At 67.8% G+C, this 15,314-nt stretch carries 18 protein-coding genes, 6 tRNA genes and 1 riboswitch; of the genes, 16 read left to right on the top strand and 8 right to left on the bottom strand.

The annotated features are described in order from the left end of the window. The first annotated feature begins 192 nt into the window (after positions 1-192). The gene (gene zapE, locus E5679_RS03990; RefSeq protein WP_138413779.1) at positions 193-1,236 is read left to right on the top strand and encodes a cell division protein ZapE; all 1,044 of its coding nucleotides are present in this window, start codon (positions 193-195) and stop codon (positions 1,234-1,236) included. 354 nt (positions 1,237-1,590) lie between these two features. On the opposite strand, the gene E5679_RS03985 is transcribed toward zapE, so the two are convergent. The 5 genes from E5679_RS03985 to E5679_RS03965 form a co-directional block, all read right to left on the bottom strand. Continuing rightward, positions 1,591-1,662 (bottom strand) — tRNA-Val (locus E5679_RS03985). Positions 1,663-1,688: 26 nt separating this feature from the next. Next, positions 1,689-1,761: transfer RNA gene (locus E5679_RS03980), tRNA-Gly, on the bottom strand. Positions 1,762-1,783: 22 nt separating this feature from the next. After that, positions 1,784-1,855, bottom strand: a tRNA-Val gene (locus E5679_RS03975). A gap of 36 nt (positions 1,856-1,891) precedes the next feature. Then, a tRNA-Cys gene (locus E5679_RS03970) sits at positions 1,892-1,962 on the bottom strand. Between the two features lie 40 nt (positions 1,963-2,002). Continuing rightward, positions 2,003-2,075: transfer RNA gene (locus E5679_RS03965), tRNA-Gly, on the bottom strand. 197 nt (positions 2,076-2,272) lie between these two features. On the opposite strand from E5679_RS03965, the gene E5679_RS03960 reads away from it, so the two are divergent. From E5679_RS03960 to rpe, 6 genes are all read left to right on the top strand, one after another. Then, positions 2,273-2,344 (top strand) — tRNA-Val (locus tag E5679_RS03960). A gap of 99 nt (positions 2,345-2,443) precedes the next feature. Beyond that, positions 2,444-3,295 carry a cytochrome gene (locus tag E5679_RS03955; RefSeq protein ID WP_138413778.1) on the top strand — a complete coding sequence of 284 codons (852 nt, stop codon included), beginning with the start codon at positions 2,444-2,446 and terminating at the stop codon, positions 3,293-3,295. A gap of 76 nt (positions 3,296-3,371) precedes the next feature. After that, the gene (gene def, locus E5679_RS03950) at positions 3,372-3,968 is read left to right on the top strand and encodes a peptide deformylase (RefSeq protein ID WP_138413777.1); all 597 of its coding nucleotides are present in this window, start codon (positions 3,372-3,374) and stop codon (positions 3,966-3,968) included. After that, positions 3,965-4,888, top strand: coding sequence for a methionyl-tRNA formyltransferase (gene fmt / locus E5679_RS03945; protein ID WP_138413776.1), 924 nt, complete (start codon positions 3,965-3,967; stop codon positions 4,886-4,888). Before def ends, fmt begins: the two co-directional genes overlap by 4 nt. After that, on the top strand, positions 4,843-6,375 hold the full coding sequence (locus E5679_RS03940) for an RsmB/NOP family class I SAM-dependent RNA methyltransferase (RefSeq protein WP_138413775.1): 1,533 nt from the start codon (positions 4,843-4,845) through the stop codon (positions 6,373-6,375). Before fmt ends, E5679_RS03940 begins: the two co-directional genes overlap by 46 nt. Next, positions 6,376-7,044 carry a ribulose-phosphate 3-epimerase gene (gene rpe / locus E5679_RS03935; RefSeq protein WP_138413774.1) on the top strand — a complete coding sequence of 223 codons (669 nt, stop codon included), beginning with the start codon at positions 6,376-6,378 and terminating at the stop codon, positions 7,042-7,044. Between the two features lie 237 nt (positions 7,045-7,281). Here the strand turns inward: rpe and E5679_RS03930 are convergent, their stop codons facing one another. Then, complete coding sequence (locus E5679_RS03930; RefSeq protein WP_138413773.1) at positions 7,282-7,602, bottom strand: hypothetical protein; 321 nt, start codon at positions 7,600-7,602, stop codon at positions 7,282-7,284. Between the two features lie 81 nt (positions 7,603-7,683). Beyond that, positions 7,684-7,825, top strand: a riboswitch (FMN riboswitch). A gap of 144 nt (positions 7,826-7,969) precedes the next feature. On the opposite strand from E5679_RS03930, the gene ribD reads away from it, so the two are divergent. The 8 genes from ribD (at position 7,970) to hisF (ending at position 13,652) form a co-directional block, all read left to right on the top strand. After that, positions 7,970-9,100 carry a bifunctional diaminohydroxyphosphoribosylaminopyrimidine deaminase/5-amino-6-(5-phosphoribosylamino)uracil reductase RibD gene (ribD, locus tag E5679_RS03925; RefSeq protein ID WP_138413772.1) on the top strand — a complete coding sequence of 377 codons (1,131 nt, stop codon included), beginning with the start codon at positions 7,970-7,972 and terminating at the stop codon, positions 9,098-9,100. Further along, positions 9,100-9,717, top strand: coding sequence for a riboflavin synthase (locus E5679_RS03920; RefSeq protein WP_138413771.1), 618 nt, complete (start codon positions 9,100-9,102; stop codon positions 9,715-9,717). The genes ribD and E5679_RS03920 overlap by 1 nt, the downstream gene beginning before the upstream one ends. Next, positions 9,714-10,361, top strand: coding sequence for a 3,4-dihydroxy-2-butanone-4-phosphate synthase (ribB, locus tag E5679_RS03915; RefSeq protein ID WP_138413770.1), 648 nt, complete (start codon positions 9,714-9,716; stop codon positions 10,359-10,361). The genes E5679_RS03920 and ribB overlap by 4 nt, the downstream gene beginning before the upstream one ends. Position 10,362: 1 nt before the next feature. Beyond that, a complete protein-coding gene (gene ribA / locus E5679_RS03910; protein WP_138413769.1) occupies positions 10,363-11,046 on the top strand; it encodes a GTP cyclohydrolase II in 684 nt (227 codons plus the stop codon). A 73-nt stretch (positions 11,047-11,119) separates the two neighbouring features. Next, positions 11,120-11,593: a 6,7-dimethyl-8-ribityllumazine synthase gene (gene ribH, locus E5679_RS03905; protein WP_138413768.1), complete on the top strand. Its 474-nt coding sequence runs from the start codon at positions 11,120-11,122 to the stop codon at positions 11,591-11,593. A gap of 59 nt (positions 11,594-11,652) precedes the next feature. Then, a complete protein-coding gene (locus E5679_RS03900) occupies positions 11,653-11,916 on the top strand; it encodes a phosphoribosyl-ATP diphosphatase (RefSeq protein ID WP_138413767.1) in 264 nt (87 codons plus the stop codon). An 87-nt stretch (positions 11,917-12,003) separates the two neighbouring features. Beyond that, positions 12,004-12,849 (top strand): ATP phosphoribosyltransferase, encoded by an 846-nt coding sequence (hisG, locus tag E5679_RS03895; RefSeq protein ID WP_138413766.1) that lies wholly within the window; start codon positions 12,004-12,006, stop codon positions 12,847-12,849. 29 nt (positions 12,850-12,878) lie between these two features. Continuing rightward, entirely contained in the window at positions 12,879-13,652 is a 774-nt protein-coding gene (hisF, locus tag E5679_RS03890; protein WP_138413765.1) for an imidazole glycerol phosphate synthase subunit HisF, read from the top strand. Positions 13,653-13,692: 40 nt separating this feature from the next. On the opposite strand, the gene E5679_RS03885 is transcribed toward hisF, so the two are convergent. Beyond that, complete coding sequence (locus E5679_RS03885) at positions 13,693-14,130, bottom strand: hypothetical protein (RefSeq protein WP_138413764.1); 438 nt, start codon at positions 14,128-14,130, stop codon at positions 13,693-13,695. Between the two features lie 42 nt (positions 14,131-14,172). After that, entirely contained in the window at positions 14,173-14,817 is a 645-nt protein-coding gene (locus E5679_RS03880) for a TIGR03085 family metal-binding protein (protein WP_138413763.1), read from the bottom strand. 77 nt (positions 14,818-14,894) lie between these two features. Between E5679_RS03880 and hisI the strand changes: the two genes are divergently transcribed. Continuing rightward, on the top strand, positions 14,895-15,296 hold the full coding sequence (gene hisI, locus E5679_RS03875) for a phosphoribosyl-AMP cyclohydrolase (protein ID WP_138413762.1): 402 nt from the start codon (positions 14,895-14,897) through the stop codon (positions 15,294-15,296). The last annotated feature ends 18 nt before the right edge of the window (positions 15,297-15,314 follow it).

The raw sequence follows: 15,314 nt of genomic DNA, 5'->3' as shown, positions 1-15,314 counted from the left end.
AGCCAGGGCGTGCGCCGATGACGACGCGCTCCTGAGATGTCCCTTCCAGCGTAGCCACGGGACGCCCCGGGGGTGAGTGCCGCCGTCGTGCCTTGTCATGAGGCGAAACATGACGGGCCCGCTCCGCGATATCCTTGCCACTGCCCCGCACACCGATGTAAATGCCTTCGGGCCCTATGACGGACGGAATCCTTGGCGACTGTCGCACACCTGACCACCCGCACGCCGAAAGTCTCCGTGGAGGAACTCCTGGCAGGCTTTCACCCCTCCGCGCGCTTCGGGGAGGTCTCGTTCGAGAGCTATCGGCCCGACCCAGCACAGCCCTCCCAGGCTGCGGCAGTGCGCGCCCTCCAGGCGTTCGGGGCCTCGATGGATGGGCAGCGGGGCCGAGGCAGTGTGTTCTCGCGGCTGTTCGGGGGGAAGAAGCCGGCCTCGCGCGCGGGCGTCTATCTCGACGGCGGCTTCGGCGTCGGAAAGACGCACCTCCTCGCCTCGCTGTGGCACTCCGTCCCCGGTCCCAAGGCGTTCGGCACGTTCGTCGAATACACCAACCTCGTGGGGGCCCTCTCGTTCCGCAAGACCGTGGAGGCACTCAGCTCCTACCGGCTGGTGTGCATCGATGAGTTCGAGCTCGACGATCCGGGGGACACCGTGCTCATGTCGCGGCTCATGCGCGAGCTCGCTGACGCCGGCGTCAAGCTCGCCGCAACGTCCAACACCCTTCCCGGCTCCCTCGGCAAGGGGCGATTCGCGGCAGTGGACTTCCAGCGCGAGATCCAAGTGCTCGCCGACCAATTCGACGTCATCCGGATCGACGGCGAGGACTACCGCCATCGCGGGCTGCCCGAGGCGCCGGCTCCACTCGACAACCACGAGCTCGATGCGCGCATGAATGCGGAGTTCGACGGCGGTGTGGTCGCCGTGGATGACTTCGGTGCGCTCATGAAGCACCTCGCCGGTGTCCACCCGAGTCGCTACCGGCAGCTCATCGACGGAGTGGACGGAATCGTGTGGAAGGACGTCCACACGATCGAGGAGCAGGCAGTGGCCCTCCGGTTCGTGGTGCTGGCCGACCGCCTCTACGACAAGGACGTGCCGATTCTCGCCTCCGGCGTGCCCTTCGACAAGCTCTTCACCGAAGAGATGATGTCGGGGGGCTATCTCAAGAAGTACTTCCGTGCCGTCTCCCGCCTGACGGCACTTGCGCGGGAAGCCCAGACGCACGAGGCGTCGTAGGCACGCGGGCCCACTCCGGACGCAGAAATGCCGGTCCCGCCTCTCAGCGGTACCGGCATCCCTGTGACGTATCTTGGTCAGTCCGGCCTGGCGCCGGCTGAGTTTCTAGGGTTGGTCCCCGACAACTCGGGCGGGCAGCTCGATGCGATCGAGTTCCCGGGCGCTCCTACCGTGACTGGCCGCGATGGCGTCGACTAAGGACACGGCCACCTCCTTTCCCTCAGGGAGCCAGTGCGCTCCACCACGAACGATGGTAGCCACGCACGGAGCGCAAGCCAACACCCTTTTTCCGCGAGCGAACGGAGGAGTCCCGGATACGCGAATGGCGCCCGCGAAGGGGCGCCATCTCAAGGGTGGGCGATACTGGGATCGAACCAGTGACCTCTTCCGTGTCAGGGAAGCGCGCTACCGCTGCGCCAATCGCCCGGGTCTGTCCCGGTTAACGAGAAGAGAGCGGACGACGAGATTCGAACTCGCGACATCCACCTTGGCAAGGTGGTGCTCTACCAACTGAGCTACGTCCGCAGGGGAGGCGCTGGCCTCTCCGTGGGCGATACTGGGATCGAACCAGTGACCTCTTCCGTGTCAGGGAAGCGCGCTACCGCTGCGCCAATCGCCCGGATTCCCAGACAGTGCTGGGAGTCAGGTTTCACCGAGGTGGGGACGGGATTCGAACCCGCGTATACGGCTTTGCAGGCCGCTGCCTCGCCTCTCGGCCACCCCACCGTGTTGGCACCCGTGAGGATGCTTCCGACAGTGTCCTGCGAGCGGACGACGAGATTCGAACTCGCGACATCCACCTTGGCAAGGTGGTGCTCTACCAACTGAGCTACGTCCGCGGGGGTTTCTGCACGTTCCGACTTTGCCTCTGGAAGATGGCTTCGGGCCGCGCTTCAACGAGTAAAGACTCTATAGGACCGGAGGGCAATGCACAAATCGCATCGCGCCCAGCCAACCCCCTCCTGATTTGAGATCCGGCCGTGCTGTGGGCTAAAGTCGGAGAGCGCTCGGCGACGGGTGTTCGTATGAAAGATGAGGGCGATTGGCGCAGTGGTAGCGCGCTTCGTTCACACCGAAGAGGTCACTGGTTCGAACCCAGTATCGCCCACCCGCGGGACCCCCGGACTATGTCCGGGGGTCCTTTCTCGTTGCCCGGGCCCCGATGAGGAGCGCTAATGATGTCAGACCCCTGTGAGAGGGTGCACGCATGACAGTCCCCGGCCTCGCCGCAGATTCCCCTGACGGCTTCGGGCGGATGTACAGGCGCTCACTCTCGGATGAGCCGACGGTTCCGTCGATCACCACCGTCATCGCCCAACAGCCGCTCGACCTCGACGGGTGGCGCAGCTATATGGCTGCACGCCATCTCGCGGATCATCCCGAGCTTCGAACCGCCCTCGACAGTCCAGCGAGGATTCGCCAGCTCGTGCGCACCGCCGTCGACGCGTCGGAGGAGTACGCCCGCGCGGCCGCCCAGCGTGGCGACCGGGTTCACGCGTTCGCCGAACAGCTCGCTCTGCGGGCGTTGGGCCGTCCACATCAGCTCGCGGAAGCGCGTGAACTCCTGCGCTCCCACGGCGAGGAGGCCTTCGCGCTCAACGTCGAGCGCTGGTGGGAGGCGTTCTCCGTCGAGCCGGTCGCCGCAGAGCAGACGGTCTGGAACACGACGCTCGGCTACGCAGGCACCCTCGACCTCGTGGCGCGCATCAACGGCCGTGTCTGCCTCGTGGACTACAAGACCAAGGGGACCACGCGGGACGGGCGCGTCAAGCCGCCGGACGAGAAGGTCGCCATGCAGCTCGTGGCCGGGATGAAAGCCGAAGAAGGCCTTCTCGATGCCGAGGCAGGGGAGTGGGAGCCATGGCGCTACGGCGAGGACCCCCTGCTCATTGCGGTGGCCGTGGGAGAGACCGAATTCGCGGCAGTGCGCGTGAACCCGGATGTCCGCCGTCATCACTGGCTCACCTTCTGCAGGCTTCGCCGTGTCTGGGACGCCCGGGTGGAGACGGCGGCGGCCGGCCGAACCCTTCTTCCCCTGCCGCCCCCGCCGATCGCCTAGCAGCAACCCCTCCCGACTAGACTCGTCCCCGTCCTTCCCTCTTGCTTCCCTCTTTCGTCGAAAGGCTCATCTCGCCATGGCAGTCCTGCCCATCCGGATCATCGGTGACCCCGTGCTGCGGACGCCCGCGGATCCCGTGACCGAGTTCGGGCCGGAGCTCGAACGGCTCGTGGCGGACATGATGGAGACCATGGAGGACGTCGACGGCGCGGGCCTTGCTGCTCCCCAGGTTGGCGTTGGACAGCGGGTCTTCACGTACCAGATCGACGGGCAGCGGGGGCACGTGGTCAACCCGGAGCTGACGCTGTCTGATGACTTCCAGGATGACGTGGTCGAGGGGTGTCTCAGCATTCCGGGCGTTGCGTTCCCCGTCCGTCGGCGGCGTTCGGTCGTCGTCAGGGGATTCGACCTGCAGGGGAATCCGGTTGAAATCGAAGCGCAGGGCATGCTTGCCCGTGCATTCCAGCACGAGACGGACCACCTGGACGGAGTCCTTTTTGTCGATCGGCTCGAGGGCGATGATCGTCGCGCGGCGTACCGCGCCATTCGTGGTTTGAACTACTCCTCGATCGCCGACCAGACCGTGACCAAGCGGTCCGCGCACGTCGGCTCTGCGTTTGGGACGGGAGGATCCTCTTCCGGGGCTTCCTTCAGCCGGGACTCGACCGCGTGAGGGTCCTGTTCGCGGGCACCCCGCGCGTCGCAGTCCCCTCCCTGGAAAGGCTCGTCACGGACCCCGGGATGGACGTCGTCGGGGTGCTGACCCGGCCCGACGCGCCGATTGGACGCAAACGCGTCCTCACGCCGTCGCCCGTCGCCGCTCGTGCCGCCGCGCTGGGACTGCCGGTGATCAAGGCAAGCCGCATCACGGCCGAGACCACGCAAGAGATCGCTGACCTCGAGCCGGATGTGGCCGCGATCGTCGCGTTCGGCGGGCTCGTGCCGCCTGCCGCGCTCGCCGTCCCCCCGCACGGATGGGTGAACCTCCACTTCTCGCTGCTGCCCGCGTGGCGTGGGGCGGCTCCCGTCCAGCACGCCGTGATCCACGGCGACGACGTCGTAGGAGCGTCCACCTTCAAGCTTGAAGAAGGTCTGGATACAGGGCCCGTGTACGGCACGATGGCGGTGACGCCGGAACAGGAGGCCACCTCCGGGGAGCTCCTGGAGGAGCTCGCGGCCAGCGGCGCCGAGCTTCTCGCGCGCACGCTCGAGGGCATTGCCGACGGCAGCCTCGTGCCGCGCCCGCAAGAGGGGGAACCTACGTACGCTCCTAAGCTCACGATCGAGGACGGACGGATCGATTGGAGCCAGCCCGCCGTCGCCATCCACCGGCGCGCGAGGGGGGTCACGCCCGAGCCGGGGGCCTGGACGGTGCTCGACGGGCAGCGGTTCAAGCTTGAGCCACCAAGGCTCCGCCCCGACGTCGGCGACCTCCCGATGGGCGAGCTGGCCTGGGATGGGAAGGTCCTGCTTGTGGGCACGGCGACGCATCCGGTGGAACTGATGCGCGTCCAGCCGGCAGGGAAGAAGATGATGGCAGCCGCCGATTGGGCCAGGGGCTCCTGGACCAGCGAGGGAATGAGGTTCTCGTGAACGGCTCACGCCGCAATGAGCGCGGACGCGAACGGAATCGCGGCACAGCGGCTCGTCGCCAATTCAGCCAACAGGCGCCCAGTCAGCGGTCTCGTTTCGCAGACCCGGCCCGGCTCGTGGCGTTCGAAGTGCTACGCGCTGTCTCGCGTGACGACGCCTACGCGAATCTGGTGCTGCCCGCGAGTATCCGCCACCACCGCCTCGACCGGCGGGACGCAGGCTTTGCCACCGAGCTCGCCTACGGAGCGCTGCGTGGTCAGGGAACCTACGACGCAATCCTTGCGCGCTGCGTCGACCGTCCCCTCGATCGACTCGACCCGGCGGTGCTCGATGTCCTCCGCCTCGGGGCCCACCAGCTTCTGGGCATGCGCGTCCCGCCTCACGCGGCCCTCAACCAGACGGTCGCCCTGACGCGCGCGGTGGTGGGTGCCGGACCCGCGTCTCTGGTCAACGCCGTGCTGCGCCGCGTGAGCGAGCATGACCTCGAGGACTGGCTTGCCGAGCTGGTCGCAGGCGCTAGCGACGAGGTCGAGGCGGCAGCGCTGCGCCACGCTCACCCATCGTGGATCGTTCGCGCCCTGCGGCAGTCACTGGTCGCGCACGGCCGGGCAGCGAACGAGATCGAGGACCTGCTCGAGGCGGACAACGCCGCCCCCGTGGTCAATCTGGTGGCACTTCCAGGCATAGGAACGCTCGACGAGGCCCTGCAGGACGGCGCGACGCCGGGGGAGCTCGTCGAAGGGTCCGCCCTCTCGGCAGGAGGGGACCTGGGCCGATGGGATGCCGTGCGCGGGGGCACCCTCCGCATCCAGGACGTCGGTTCCCAGCTGGTGGCGCGGGCGGTGGCTGCGGCGCCCGTCGAGGGAACGCGCAATTCCGGCGAACGCTGGCTCGATCTCTGCGCGGGACCCGGCGGCAAGGCTGCCCTCCTCGGTGCTCTCGCAGCCGAGCGAGGGGCGACGCTGCTGGCGAACGAGCCAGCCGAGCATCGGGCCGAGCTCGTCCGGCGCGCACTGCGCCCGGTACCGGAGAATGTCTGGTCGGTGAGAACCGGAGACGGGCGGACTCTCGCGCCCGAGCTCAAAGGAACGTTCGACCGGGTGATTGTCGATGTGCCGTGCAGCGGACTCGGCGCGCTCCGCCGTCGTCCTGAATCGCGCTGGCGCAGGACGCCCGGGGACGTGGCTGAGCTCGTACCGCTCCAACGGCAGCTGCTCGACGCCGCCATCGATGCGGCGGCGCCTGGCGGAGTCGTCGGCTATGTGACGTGCTCGCCCCATCCTGCAGAGACCGTCGCCGTTGTTGCCGACGCCCTGCGCAGGCGAGGGGACGTGGAGACGCTCGACGCCGGCGTCGTCCTCGACGCGGTGGCGCTCCGTCCGCTGGAGGCCGCCCACGACGGAACCGCCCAACTCTGGCCGCACGTCCACGGAACAGACGCCATGTTCCTCGCCCTCTTCCGCAAGCTACCCACCGAGGAGTCCTGAGTGAGCCGCTGCAGCATCCACCCCAGCATCCTGTCCGCTGACTTCGTGAACCTCGAGGCCGAGCTCGCCCGCATCTCCACCGCTGATGCCGTGCACGTCGACGTCATGGACAACCACTTCGTCCCCAACCTCACCCTCGGCCTTCCTGTTGTCGAGCGGATCCAGGAAGTGAGTCCGGTTCCCCTCGACGCCCACCTGATGATCTCGGAGGCGGATCGGTGGGCCCCGCTCTACGCTGACCTCGGGCTCGCGTCCGTGACGTTCCATGCAGAGGCAGCTGCCGCCCCCATCAAGCTCGCGCGAGAGTTGCGCGCCCGCGGCTCCAAAGCCGGGATGGCGCTCCGCCCCGCAACCGCCGTCGAGCCCTACCTCGACATGCTGACAGAACTCGACATGCTGCTCATCATGACCGTCGAGCCCGGATTCGGCGGCCAGGCCTTTCTCGACGTGATGCTTCCGAAGATTCGTCGTGCGCGCGCCGCCGTCGACGGCAGCGGCGCAAAGGTGGCAATCCAAGTCGACGGCGGCATCTCGGCTTCGACGATCGAACGCGCGGCCGAGGCAGGGGCGAATGTCTTCGTTGCCGGCTCGGCCGTGTACGGCGCCGACGACCCCGCAGGCGCCGTCGAGGCGCTGCGGGCCGCGGCAGAGGGCACCGTCCGCGCCTGAATCAGCCGCGCCCCCGCCGAGGTCGGGCCCGGTCGCGCTGAGGTCGGGCCCGGTGGCGCTGAGGTCGGGTCTGGTGGCGCTGAGGTCGGGTCTGGCGGCGCTGAGGTCGGGTCTGGCGGCGCTGAGGGTCGGGTCTGGTGGCGCTGAGGTCGGGTCTGGTGGCGCTGAGGTCGGGTCTGGTGGCGCTGAGGTCGGGTCTGGTGGCGCTGAGGTCGGGCCTTGCGGGTTAAGTGCAGGTTAAGTCCGACGACGGGTGGCGGCATCATTGAGAAATCCGCCCCCGGTCTTCGTGCGCCCGGAAGTCCCGATGTCGGCGGTGGGAGACCCGATGTCGGCGGTGGGGGACCCGATGTCGGCGGTGGGGGACCCGATGTCGGCGGTGGGGGACCCGATGTCGGGGGTGGGGGACCCGATGTCGGCGGTGGGGGACCCGATGTCGGGGGTGGAAGACCCGATGTCGGGGGTGGAAGACCCGATGTCGGCGGTGGGAGACCCGATGTGGGCGGTGGGGGCCCCGACGTCAACAGCGCAGATGACGTTCGTGACGCCGAACGTCACGAGCCTGCCTCAGGGTATGCCACAATGTCATTGGCCGTGGTCCTCCGTCCTCGGATAGGGAGCCATCGACCACCACGAATGAACGTGCTCCGGGGTCGGTGAAAGTCCGAACCGGCGGTAACAGTCCGCGACCCGGCGGTCCAGCTCGATGTGAACTGGGCTTCCGGTTGAACCGGTGGAATTCCGGTACCGACAGTCAAAGTCTGGATGGGAGAAGCACGTGCAGTCAGCGGTGCACCGTCAGCGGTGTGCCGCCTCTGTCGCAACCCCGGAGCCGCTGCGGTCCGGAAAGGAAGGTTGCGATGGACTCTCAGCAGTGGCTCTGCTCAAGCCTTAATTACCCCACGCCCGCCACGGCGGTCCGCGGATGAGCAATCCCGCAGGCTCTCAAGGAGCAGCTGGCCCGTCGTGGTCGCAACCCGACGCGTCGTTCATGCGCGTCGCGCTCCAACTCGCGACGCAGGGCGTCCGGGGAGCTAACCCGCTCGTCGGAGCGGTCGCGGTCGACCCTCAGGGCACGATTCTCGCCACAGGCTTTCACCGGGGTGCCGGTACTGCCCACGCCGAGGCGGATGCGATTGCCAATGCGGCACGCGACGGCGTGGAGCTTGCTGGGGCAACGATGTACGTCACTCTCGAACCGTGCAATCACGTAGGGCGAACAGGGCCGTGTGCACAGGCCCTCATCGAGGCAGGCATCTCTCGGGTTGTGTACGCCGTCGATGACCCGCACGACATCGCGTCCGGCGGAGCCCGTACTCTGCGGGCAGCAGGGGTCGCAGTCGAACCCGGACTCCTCGCGGACGAGGCCGAGGCGCTCAACGAGCGCTGGTTCGCAGCGGTCAGGGCAAGACGTCCTTTTGTGACGCTCCATATGGCCCAGACGCTCGACGCCCGCATCGCGGCAGAGGATGGCACGAGCCAATGGATCACGTGCCCCGAGTCGCTCGCGGACAACCACTCGCTCCGCGCCCGCATCGACGCCATCCTCGTCGGCAGCCAGACTGTCGTGATCGACGATCCGCGGCTCACCGCGCGATCCTCCGACGGAACGCCCCATGAGCATCAGCCCCTGCGCGCGGTGATGGGACTCCGTGACGTGCCGGAAGGCGCGGCCGTCCGAGGCGACGACGGCCGGTTCCGCCACCTGCGAACCCAGAACCCGGCAGAGGCACTCGCGGCGCTGTTCGATGTAGGCGTCCGGCACGTCATGGTCGAGGGAGGCTCCCGCATCATTGCCGCGTTCCTCGCAGCGGGACTCGTCGACGAGCTCATCGTCTACCAGGCACCCCTGATCCTCGGCTCCGGCAAGAACACCATCGCGGACCTCGGTATCCGAACACTCGCCGACGCCCAGCGGTGGGACTGGGACGAGAGCGGCGGGGGTGCGGTGCGCCGCCTCGGAGACGATCTTCGCCTCCACCTCCGACCCGTCGTCACCTCAGCGTCATCCGTCACCCCCGACCACATCCATCCCCTCGCGGAAGGAATCCACTGATGTTCACAGGGATCATCGCCGAGCGCGGCACCGTCGTCGCGGTCGATTCGACCGGAAAGAGCGCCGTCATCACGCTCTCTGCCCCTACACTCGCCGCGGATCTCCCGCTCGGCGGGTCGATCGCCGTCGACGGCTGCTGCCTCACGGCGACGAGCAACGACGGACACACCTTCACCGTAGACGTCATGGGGGAGTCCCTCGCGCGGACCACGATTGGCGGCCTCCAGGCGGGAGACACCGTGAACCTTGAGCGCTGCGTCCCCGCGGGCGGCCGTCTCGACGGGCACGTGGTGCAGGGGCACGTCGACGGGGTCGGGATCCTTGCCGAACGTGAACCGCTGGAGAACTGGCACAGGCTCCGGTTCTCGGTGCCCGGGAATCTTGCTCCCTATATCGCAGAGAAGGGATCAATAGCGGTCGACGGCGTCTCCCTCACCGTGACTGCCGTGAGCGCCCCAGAGGAGGGCGACCAGTGGTTCGAGGTCGGGCTGATCCCGGCAACGCTCTCGGAGACGGGGTTGGGGAGCAAGCCGGTCGGGGCGGCGGTCAATCTCGAAGTGGACGTGATGGCCAAGTACGCCGCACGCCTGATGGCCTTTCAGGGGGTGACGGCGTGAGCGCTCAAGCGCAGGCAATCCGGCTCGAGCCGGTTCAGGCCGCCGTGGACGCGCTCCGCGCCGGCAGGGCCGTCGTCGTCGTGGACGACGAGAACCGCGAGAACGAAGGCGACATCATCTTCGCCGCACAGTTCTCCACTCCGGCGCTCATGGGCTGGACGATCAGGCACACGTCCGGGGTGATCTGCGTTCCGCTCGCCGGCGAGATCGCGGACCGTCTGCTCCTGCCGCCGATGGTCGTGGACAATCAGGACGCGAAGGGAACCGCCTACACCGTCTCGTGCGATCTGCGGTCTGGCATCTCGACGGGCATCAGCGCGACGGACCGCTCCAAGACTGTGGTGGCCTTGGCGGACGCGAGTTCGACGGCGGCGGACTTCTCCCGCCCGGGGCATATATTCCCGTTGCGTGCGGTTGATGGTGGTGTGCTGGCTCGCCAGGGCCACACCGAGGCGGCCGTCGATCTCTGCCGTCTGGCAGGCTTGGCTCCTGTAGGAGTGATTGCAGAAGTGGTCCATGACGACGGAGAGATGATGAGGCTTCCCGCCCTTCGGGAGTTCGCTGACGAGCACGGATGCCCCCTCATCTCGATCGAGGACCTGGCACAGTTCGTGGCGACCCGCTCGGGCGCCGGGGAGGAATGATATGACCACCAGCACCGCCCCTGCCAACGGCGCGAGGCCGCGCAAACATCCCGTCTCTGCAGGTCCTATCGTCAAACTCCCGACGGCGTTCGGCGAGTTCGTGGCGCAGGCGTGGGTGGACGAGGAGACCGGTTCCGAGCACCTCGCCGTGAGCGCGCCGGAGCCTCCTGCCGACGGCGTTGCACCGCTTGTGCGCCTCCATTCCGAGTGCCTTACAGGCGATGTCTTCGGCTCGTACCGCTGCGATTGCGGCGAACAGCTCGCGTACGCGCTCGGCCGCATTCGTGAGGAAGGCGGCACGCTCCTGTACCTTCGGGGCCACGAGGGCCGCGGAATCGGCCTGGCCAACAAGATCAAGGCCTACGCCCTTCAGGAGGCGGGCTTCGACACGGTCGAGGCGAACGAGCAGCTCGGACTTCCGGTGGACGCCCGTTCGTACCATGCTGCCGCCCAGATCTTGGCGGAAATGGGCCTGACGCGCATCCGGCTGCTGAGCAACAATCCTGACAAGCAGAATCGGCTCGCGCAGGCGGGCGTGCACGTCGTCGAAATGGTGCGGACCGAGGTGCCCTCGCGCGCCGAGAACATCCGCTACCTGCAGACCAAGAAGGAGCGGATGTCCCACCTCCTCACGCTCGACGTGCAGGCGGCCCTCCCGACCGTCCACCACTCGGACAACGACTGACCCGAGCCCCTCAAGGTTCGGCAATCCGGCAAGACAGCTCAGGCAACCACAAAGACAAGGACCAGATCGACTCGTGAGCGGACACGGCGCACCCACCCTTTCCCTCGATGACCCCCAGCTTGCCGAGCTGCGGCTCGCCATCGTCGCCGCAAGCTGGCACACCCAGATCATGGACGGGCTGCTCGACGGCGCCCTCCGCGCGGCGAAGGATGCGGGCATTGACGCCCCGACCGTAGTGCGCGTCCCCGGCAGCTTCGAACTGCCGGTCGTCGCCGAGCGTCTCGCGACGGCGCATGACGCCGTCGTCGCCCTCGGTGTGGTCATCCGCGGCGGCACCCCGCACTTCGACTACGTCTGCCAGGCCGCGACGGTGGGGCTCACCGAAGTCAGCGTCCGAACAGGCGTCCCGGTCGGCTTCGGGGTGCTCACGTGCGACAACGAGCAGCAGGGCCTCGACCGTGCAGGCCTCCCGGGGTCGAGCGAGGACAAGGGGCATGAAGCAACGACGGCGGCGCTCCTCACCGCCGCGACGCTCCGCGGGCTGTGACAGGTCACACGCCTCCCCGACGACCGGATGGGGCTCCAAGCTCCAGTAGTCTTGACCCCGTGAAGGATTTCGAGTCGCTGTTCGCCGAGCTCAGCGAGAAGGCCGAGAGCCGTCCGGAGGGCTCGCGTACCGTCGCCGAGCTGGACTCGGGAGTCCATGGCATCGGGAAGAAGATTGTGGAAGAGGCGGCCGAGGTCTGGATGGCGGCAGAGTATGAATCCGATGTCGCCGCCGCCGAGGAAATCTCCCAGCTCCTCTATCACGTCCAGGTGCTCATGATCGCGAAGGGGCTCACGCTCAAGGACGTGTACACGCATCTCTAGCCGCGGCGCTTGCGCTTGTTCCCCGGTGGACTTGCGCGTCCCGCGGCCAGAAGCCGTCCTGCACCCTTCGAAACCAGAAAGACCACCATGCTCCGTGTAGCCGTCCCGAACAAGGGATCTCTTTCCGAGGCCGCCTCGTCCATGCTCTCGGAGGCTGGGTACCGCCAGCGCCGCGAGGGCCGCGAGCTTGTCATGCTCGATCCGGAGAACGACGTCGAGTTCTTCTTCCTCCGCCCGAGGGACATCGCCGTATATGTGGGGCAGGGAACGCTTGACGTCGGCATCACCGGCCGTGATCTGCTGATCGATGCCGAGGTCGAGGCAGAGGAGCTCCTCCCGCTGGGCTTTGCCTCGTCGACGTTCCGCTTCGCCGGTCCGGCGGGGGAGTTCACGTCGGTCGCGGAGCTGGACGGCCGTCGTGTTGCGACCAGCTACGACGGTCTGTTGCGGACCTACCTCGCCGACCAGGGCGTGAAGCCTGCTCGGATCGTGCGCCTCGACGGAGCAGTCGAATCTTCCGTCCGCCTCGGCGTTGCAGACGCGATCGCAGACGTCGTCGAGACCGGCAACACCCTCAAGGCCGCCGGGATGGAGGTCTTCGGAGAGCCGATCCTGCAGTCGGAGGCAGTCCTCATCGGGCGGAAGGGGCACGAACTCCCCGCGATCGAGGTTCTCATCAGGCGCCTTACCGGGGTGCTCGTGGCCCGCAAGTACGTCCTCATGGACTACGACGTCCGCAAGGAACTCGTCGAGCAGGCGTCTGCCCTCACTCCAGGACTCGAGTCGCCGACCGTGTCGCCGCTGCGCGACTCGGAGTGGGTCGCCGTGCGCTCGATGGTCCCCAAGAAGGACACGAACCGGGTCATGGACGAGCTGTACAGCCTCGGCGCCCGCGCCATCCTGGTGAGCAGCATCCACGCGTGCCGGATCTAGCACGGAAGTCTGAGAAGGAGGGGCCAGCCATGGGCGTCGCAGTCCGCGTCATCCCGTGCCTCGATGTCGATGCGGGACGCGTCGTCAAGGGAGTCAACTTCAAGGGCCTCCGCGATGCGGGAGACCCTGTGGAGCTGGCCCACCGATACGACAAGGCCGGCGCCGATGAGCTCACGTTCCTCGATGTCACCGCGTCCTCCTCCGAAAGGGAGACGACGTTCGACGTCGTGCGCCGCACAGCCGAGGAAGTCTTCATCCCGCTGACCGTAGGCGGCGGGGTCCGCGGGGTCGCTGAAGTGGACAGGCTTCTGCGCGATGGGGCGGACAAGGCGTCGATCAACACGGCGGCTATCGCGCGTCCCGATGTCATCGACGAGATCACGCGTCACTTCGGGTCGCAGGTGCTTGTCCTCTCAGTCGATGCGCGCCGCGTGCAGGGCGATACGAGGACCGCTTCTGGCTTCGAGGTCACCACGCACGGCGGTCGGCGCGGAACCGGCATCGACGCGGTGGCCTGGGCCAAGGAGGCCGCCGATCGGGGTGTGGGGGAGATCCTCCTCAACTCCATCGACGCGGACGGCACGAAGGAAGGGTTCGACCTTGAGCTCATCCGCCTGATCCGGGCGGCCGTCACGGTTCCGCTCATCGCATCGGGCGGCGCTGGCGCCCCCGAGCACTTCCCGCCTGCCATCGAGGCGGGTGCGGACGCCGTGCTCGCGGCCTCCGTCTTCCACTTCGGCCCCGTTGACATGATTGCGAAGGTCAAGTCTGCCATTCGCGCGGCTGGCTTCGACGTCCGGTGAGGCCGACCCCGCCGAGCTCGACTGGGCGGAGTAGGCGCGATTAGGCCTGGGGAACCGGACCGGACTCCGACCACCGATCGCCGAGGAACGACGGCAGCTCACTGCGGTCCGCGACCGTGTAGATCGTCTCGGCTCCTTCGAGGAACGCCTCTTCGGCCAGGGCGGCGAGCAGCGCCGGCCCGAAGTCCTCGGGGGTGAAACCCGCCTCGAATTCGAAGCGGCCGACGACGGCGAGTCTCTCCCCGAACGCGATTCTCGCCCTGCCTGCTGGGCGGCCGAATTGGGTCACCTCGACGACGTCGAAGTCGCCCATCGGTGCCCCCACGACGTCGCCGCCTTCGGGCAGCTTGGCGGTCTGGTCGACGTCGGAGGTGGGGATCGCGAAGACCGTGGCTTCGCCGTCGGCAGGGGATTCTTCGCCATTCACGGCAAGCCACAACGGGGCCACGGACTTCCAGACTTCGTCGAAGGCGGGCATGACCTCATCCTGCCACGCCTCAGGGACTCGCGGGGCGGAGCCTCAGGGGCCGACGTCGGCCGTTGTGAGGAGGGCGACGGCGTCGGGCTGGCCTTCGAACGTCACGAGTGCGTGCGATCCTCGGCCGGTGGCGTGCAGCAGAAGCTCGCCGGGCTCTCCGACAATCGCGACAGAGACCGGCGCCCGCTTGGCGACGTGCCTGGGCCCATGCGGGCTCACGAGGACGATGCCGAGGTCCACCCCTCGGTAGAGGATCGCGGCCTGACGCACGAGGTGCTCCCACAGCGCGTCCGCATATGCCTCGTCGAGCGCGCGGGGCGCCCAGCGCTCCGTCGCCCGCCGGACGTCCTCCGTATGCACGAAGAACTCCGCGAGGTTGGCGGCTTCGTCGAGCCGCGGGATGCGCAGCGGCGAGGCCTTCGGGGGACCCGCCCGGAACGACGCGACGAGCTGCCCGTACTTCTCGGTCGTCGCATGCTCGGCGGCGAGGCGCGAGGCTGCCGCGTCCGAGACGCCTCGAAGGCCTCGCACCAGCAGGCCGAACCCCACCCGCGCACTTCGCTCGCGCAGATACAGGTGCGCGGCGAGCTCTTTCGTGCTCCACCCTTCGCAGAGGGTGGGCGCGGCAGGACCGGCCGCGAGCAGGGTCTCGGCCAAGACTTCCCGGGAGGGCGGAACGAAGTGCATCACAAGCGAAACTAGCATGCGGGCGGGCGCACGCGCGCGGGCGAAATGTACATCCCGACCCCACTAGACTTGTGGGGATGCCTGAACAGAATGACCCCTCCCTCCGTGAAGCTGACGGCGCGCCCGTGAGCCTCCCAGCTGACGTCGCCGACCGACTCAAGCGCGACGACGCTGGGCTGGTTGCTGCCGTCGTCCAGCAGTTCGACAGTCGCGAAGTGCTCATGGTGGGCTGGATGGACGACGAGGCCCTCCGACGGACGTTGACGTCCGGGCGTGTGACCTTCTGGTCGCGGTCCCGACAGGAATACTGGCGCAAAGGCGACACGTCCGGGCATGTCCAGTGGGTCAAGGCAGTGTCGCTCGACTGCGACGGCGACGCCCTCCTCGTCCAAGTGGATCAGGTGGGTGCGGCGTGCCACACCGGCACTCGGACCTGTTTCGACGGCCGGGAGCTCCCCGCCGTCGTCGGAACGGCCTGACCGGCGCCAGCTCCAGCT

The organism is Sinomonas gamaensis, from assembly GCF_005876955.1.
Taxonomy (GTDB): domain Bacteria; phylum Actinomycetota; class Actinomycetes; order Actinomycetales; family Micrococcaceae; genus Sinomonas; species Sinomonas gamaensis.
The sequence above is the reverse complement of the archived record's forward strand: the minus strand, read 5'-3'. Positions and strand labels throughout refer to the sequence as shown.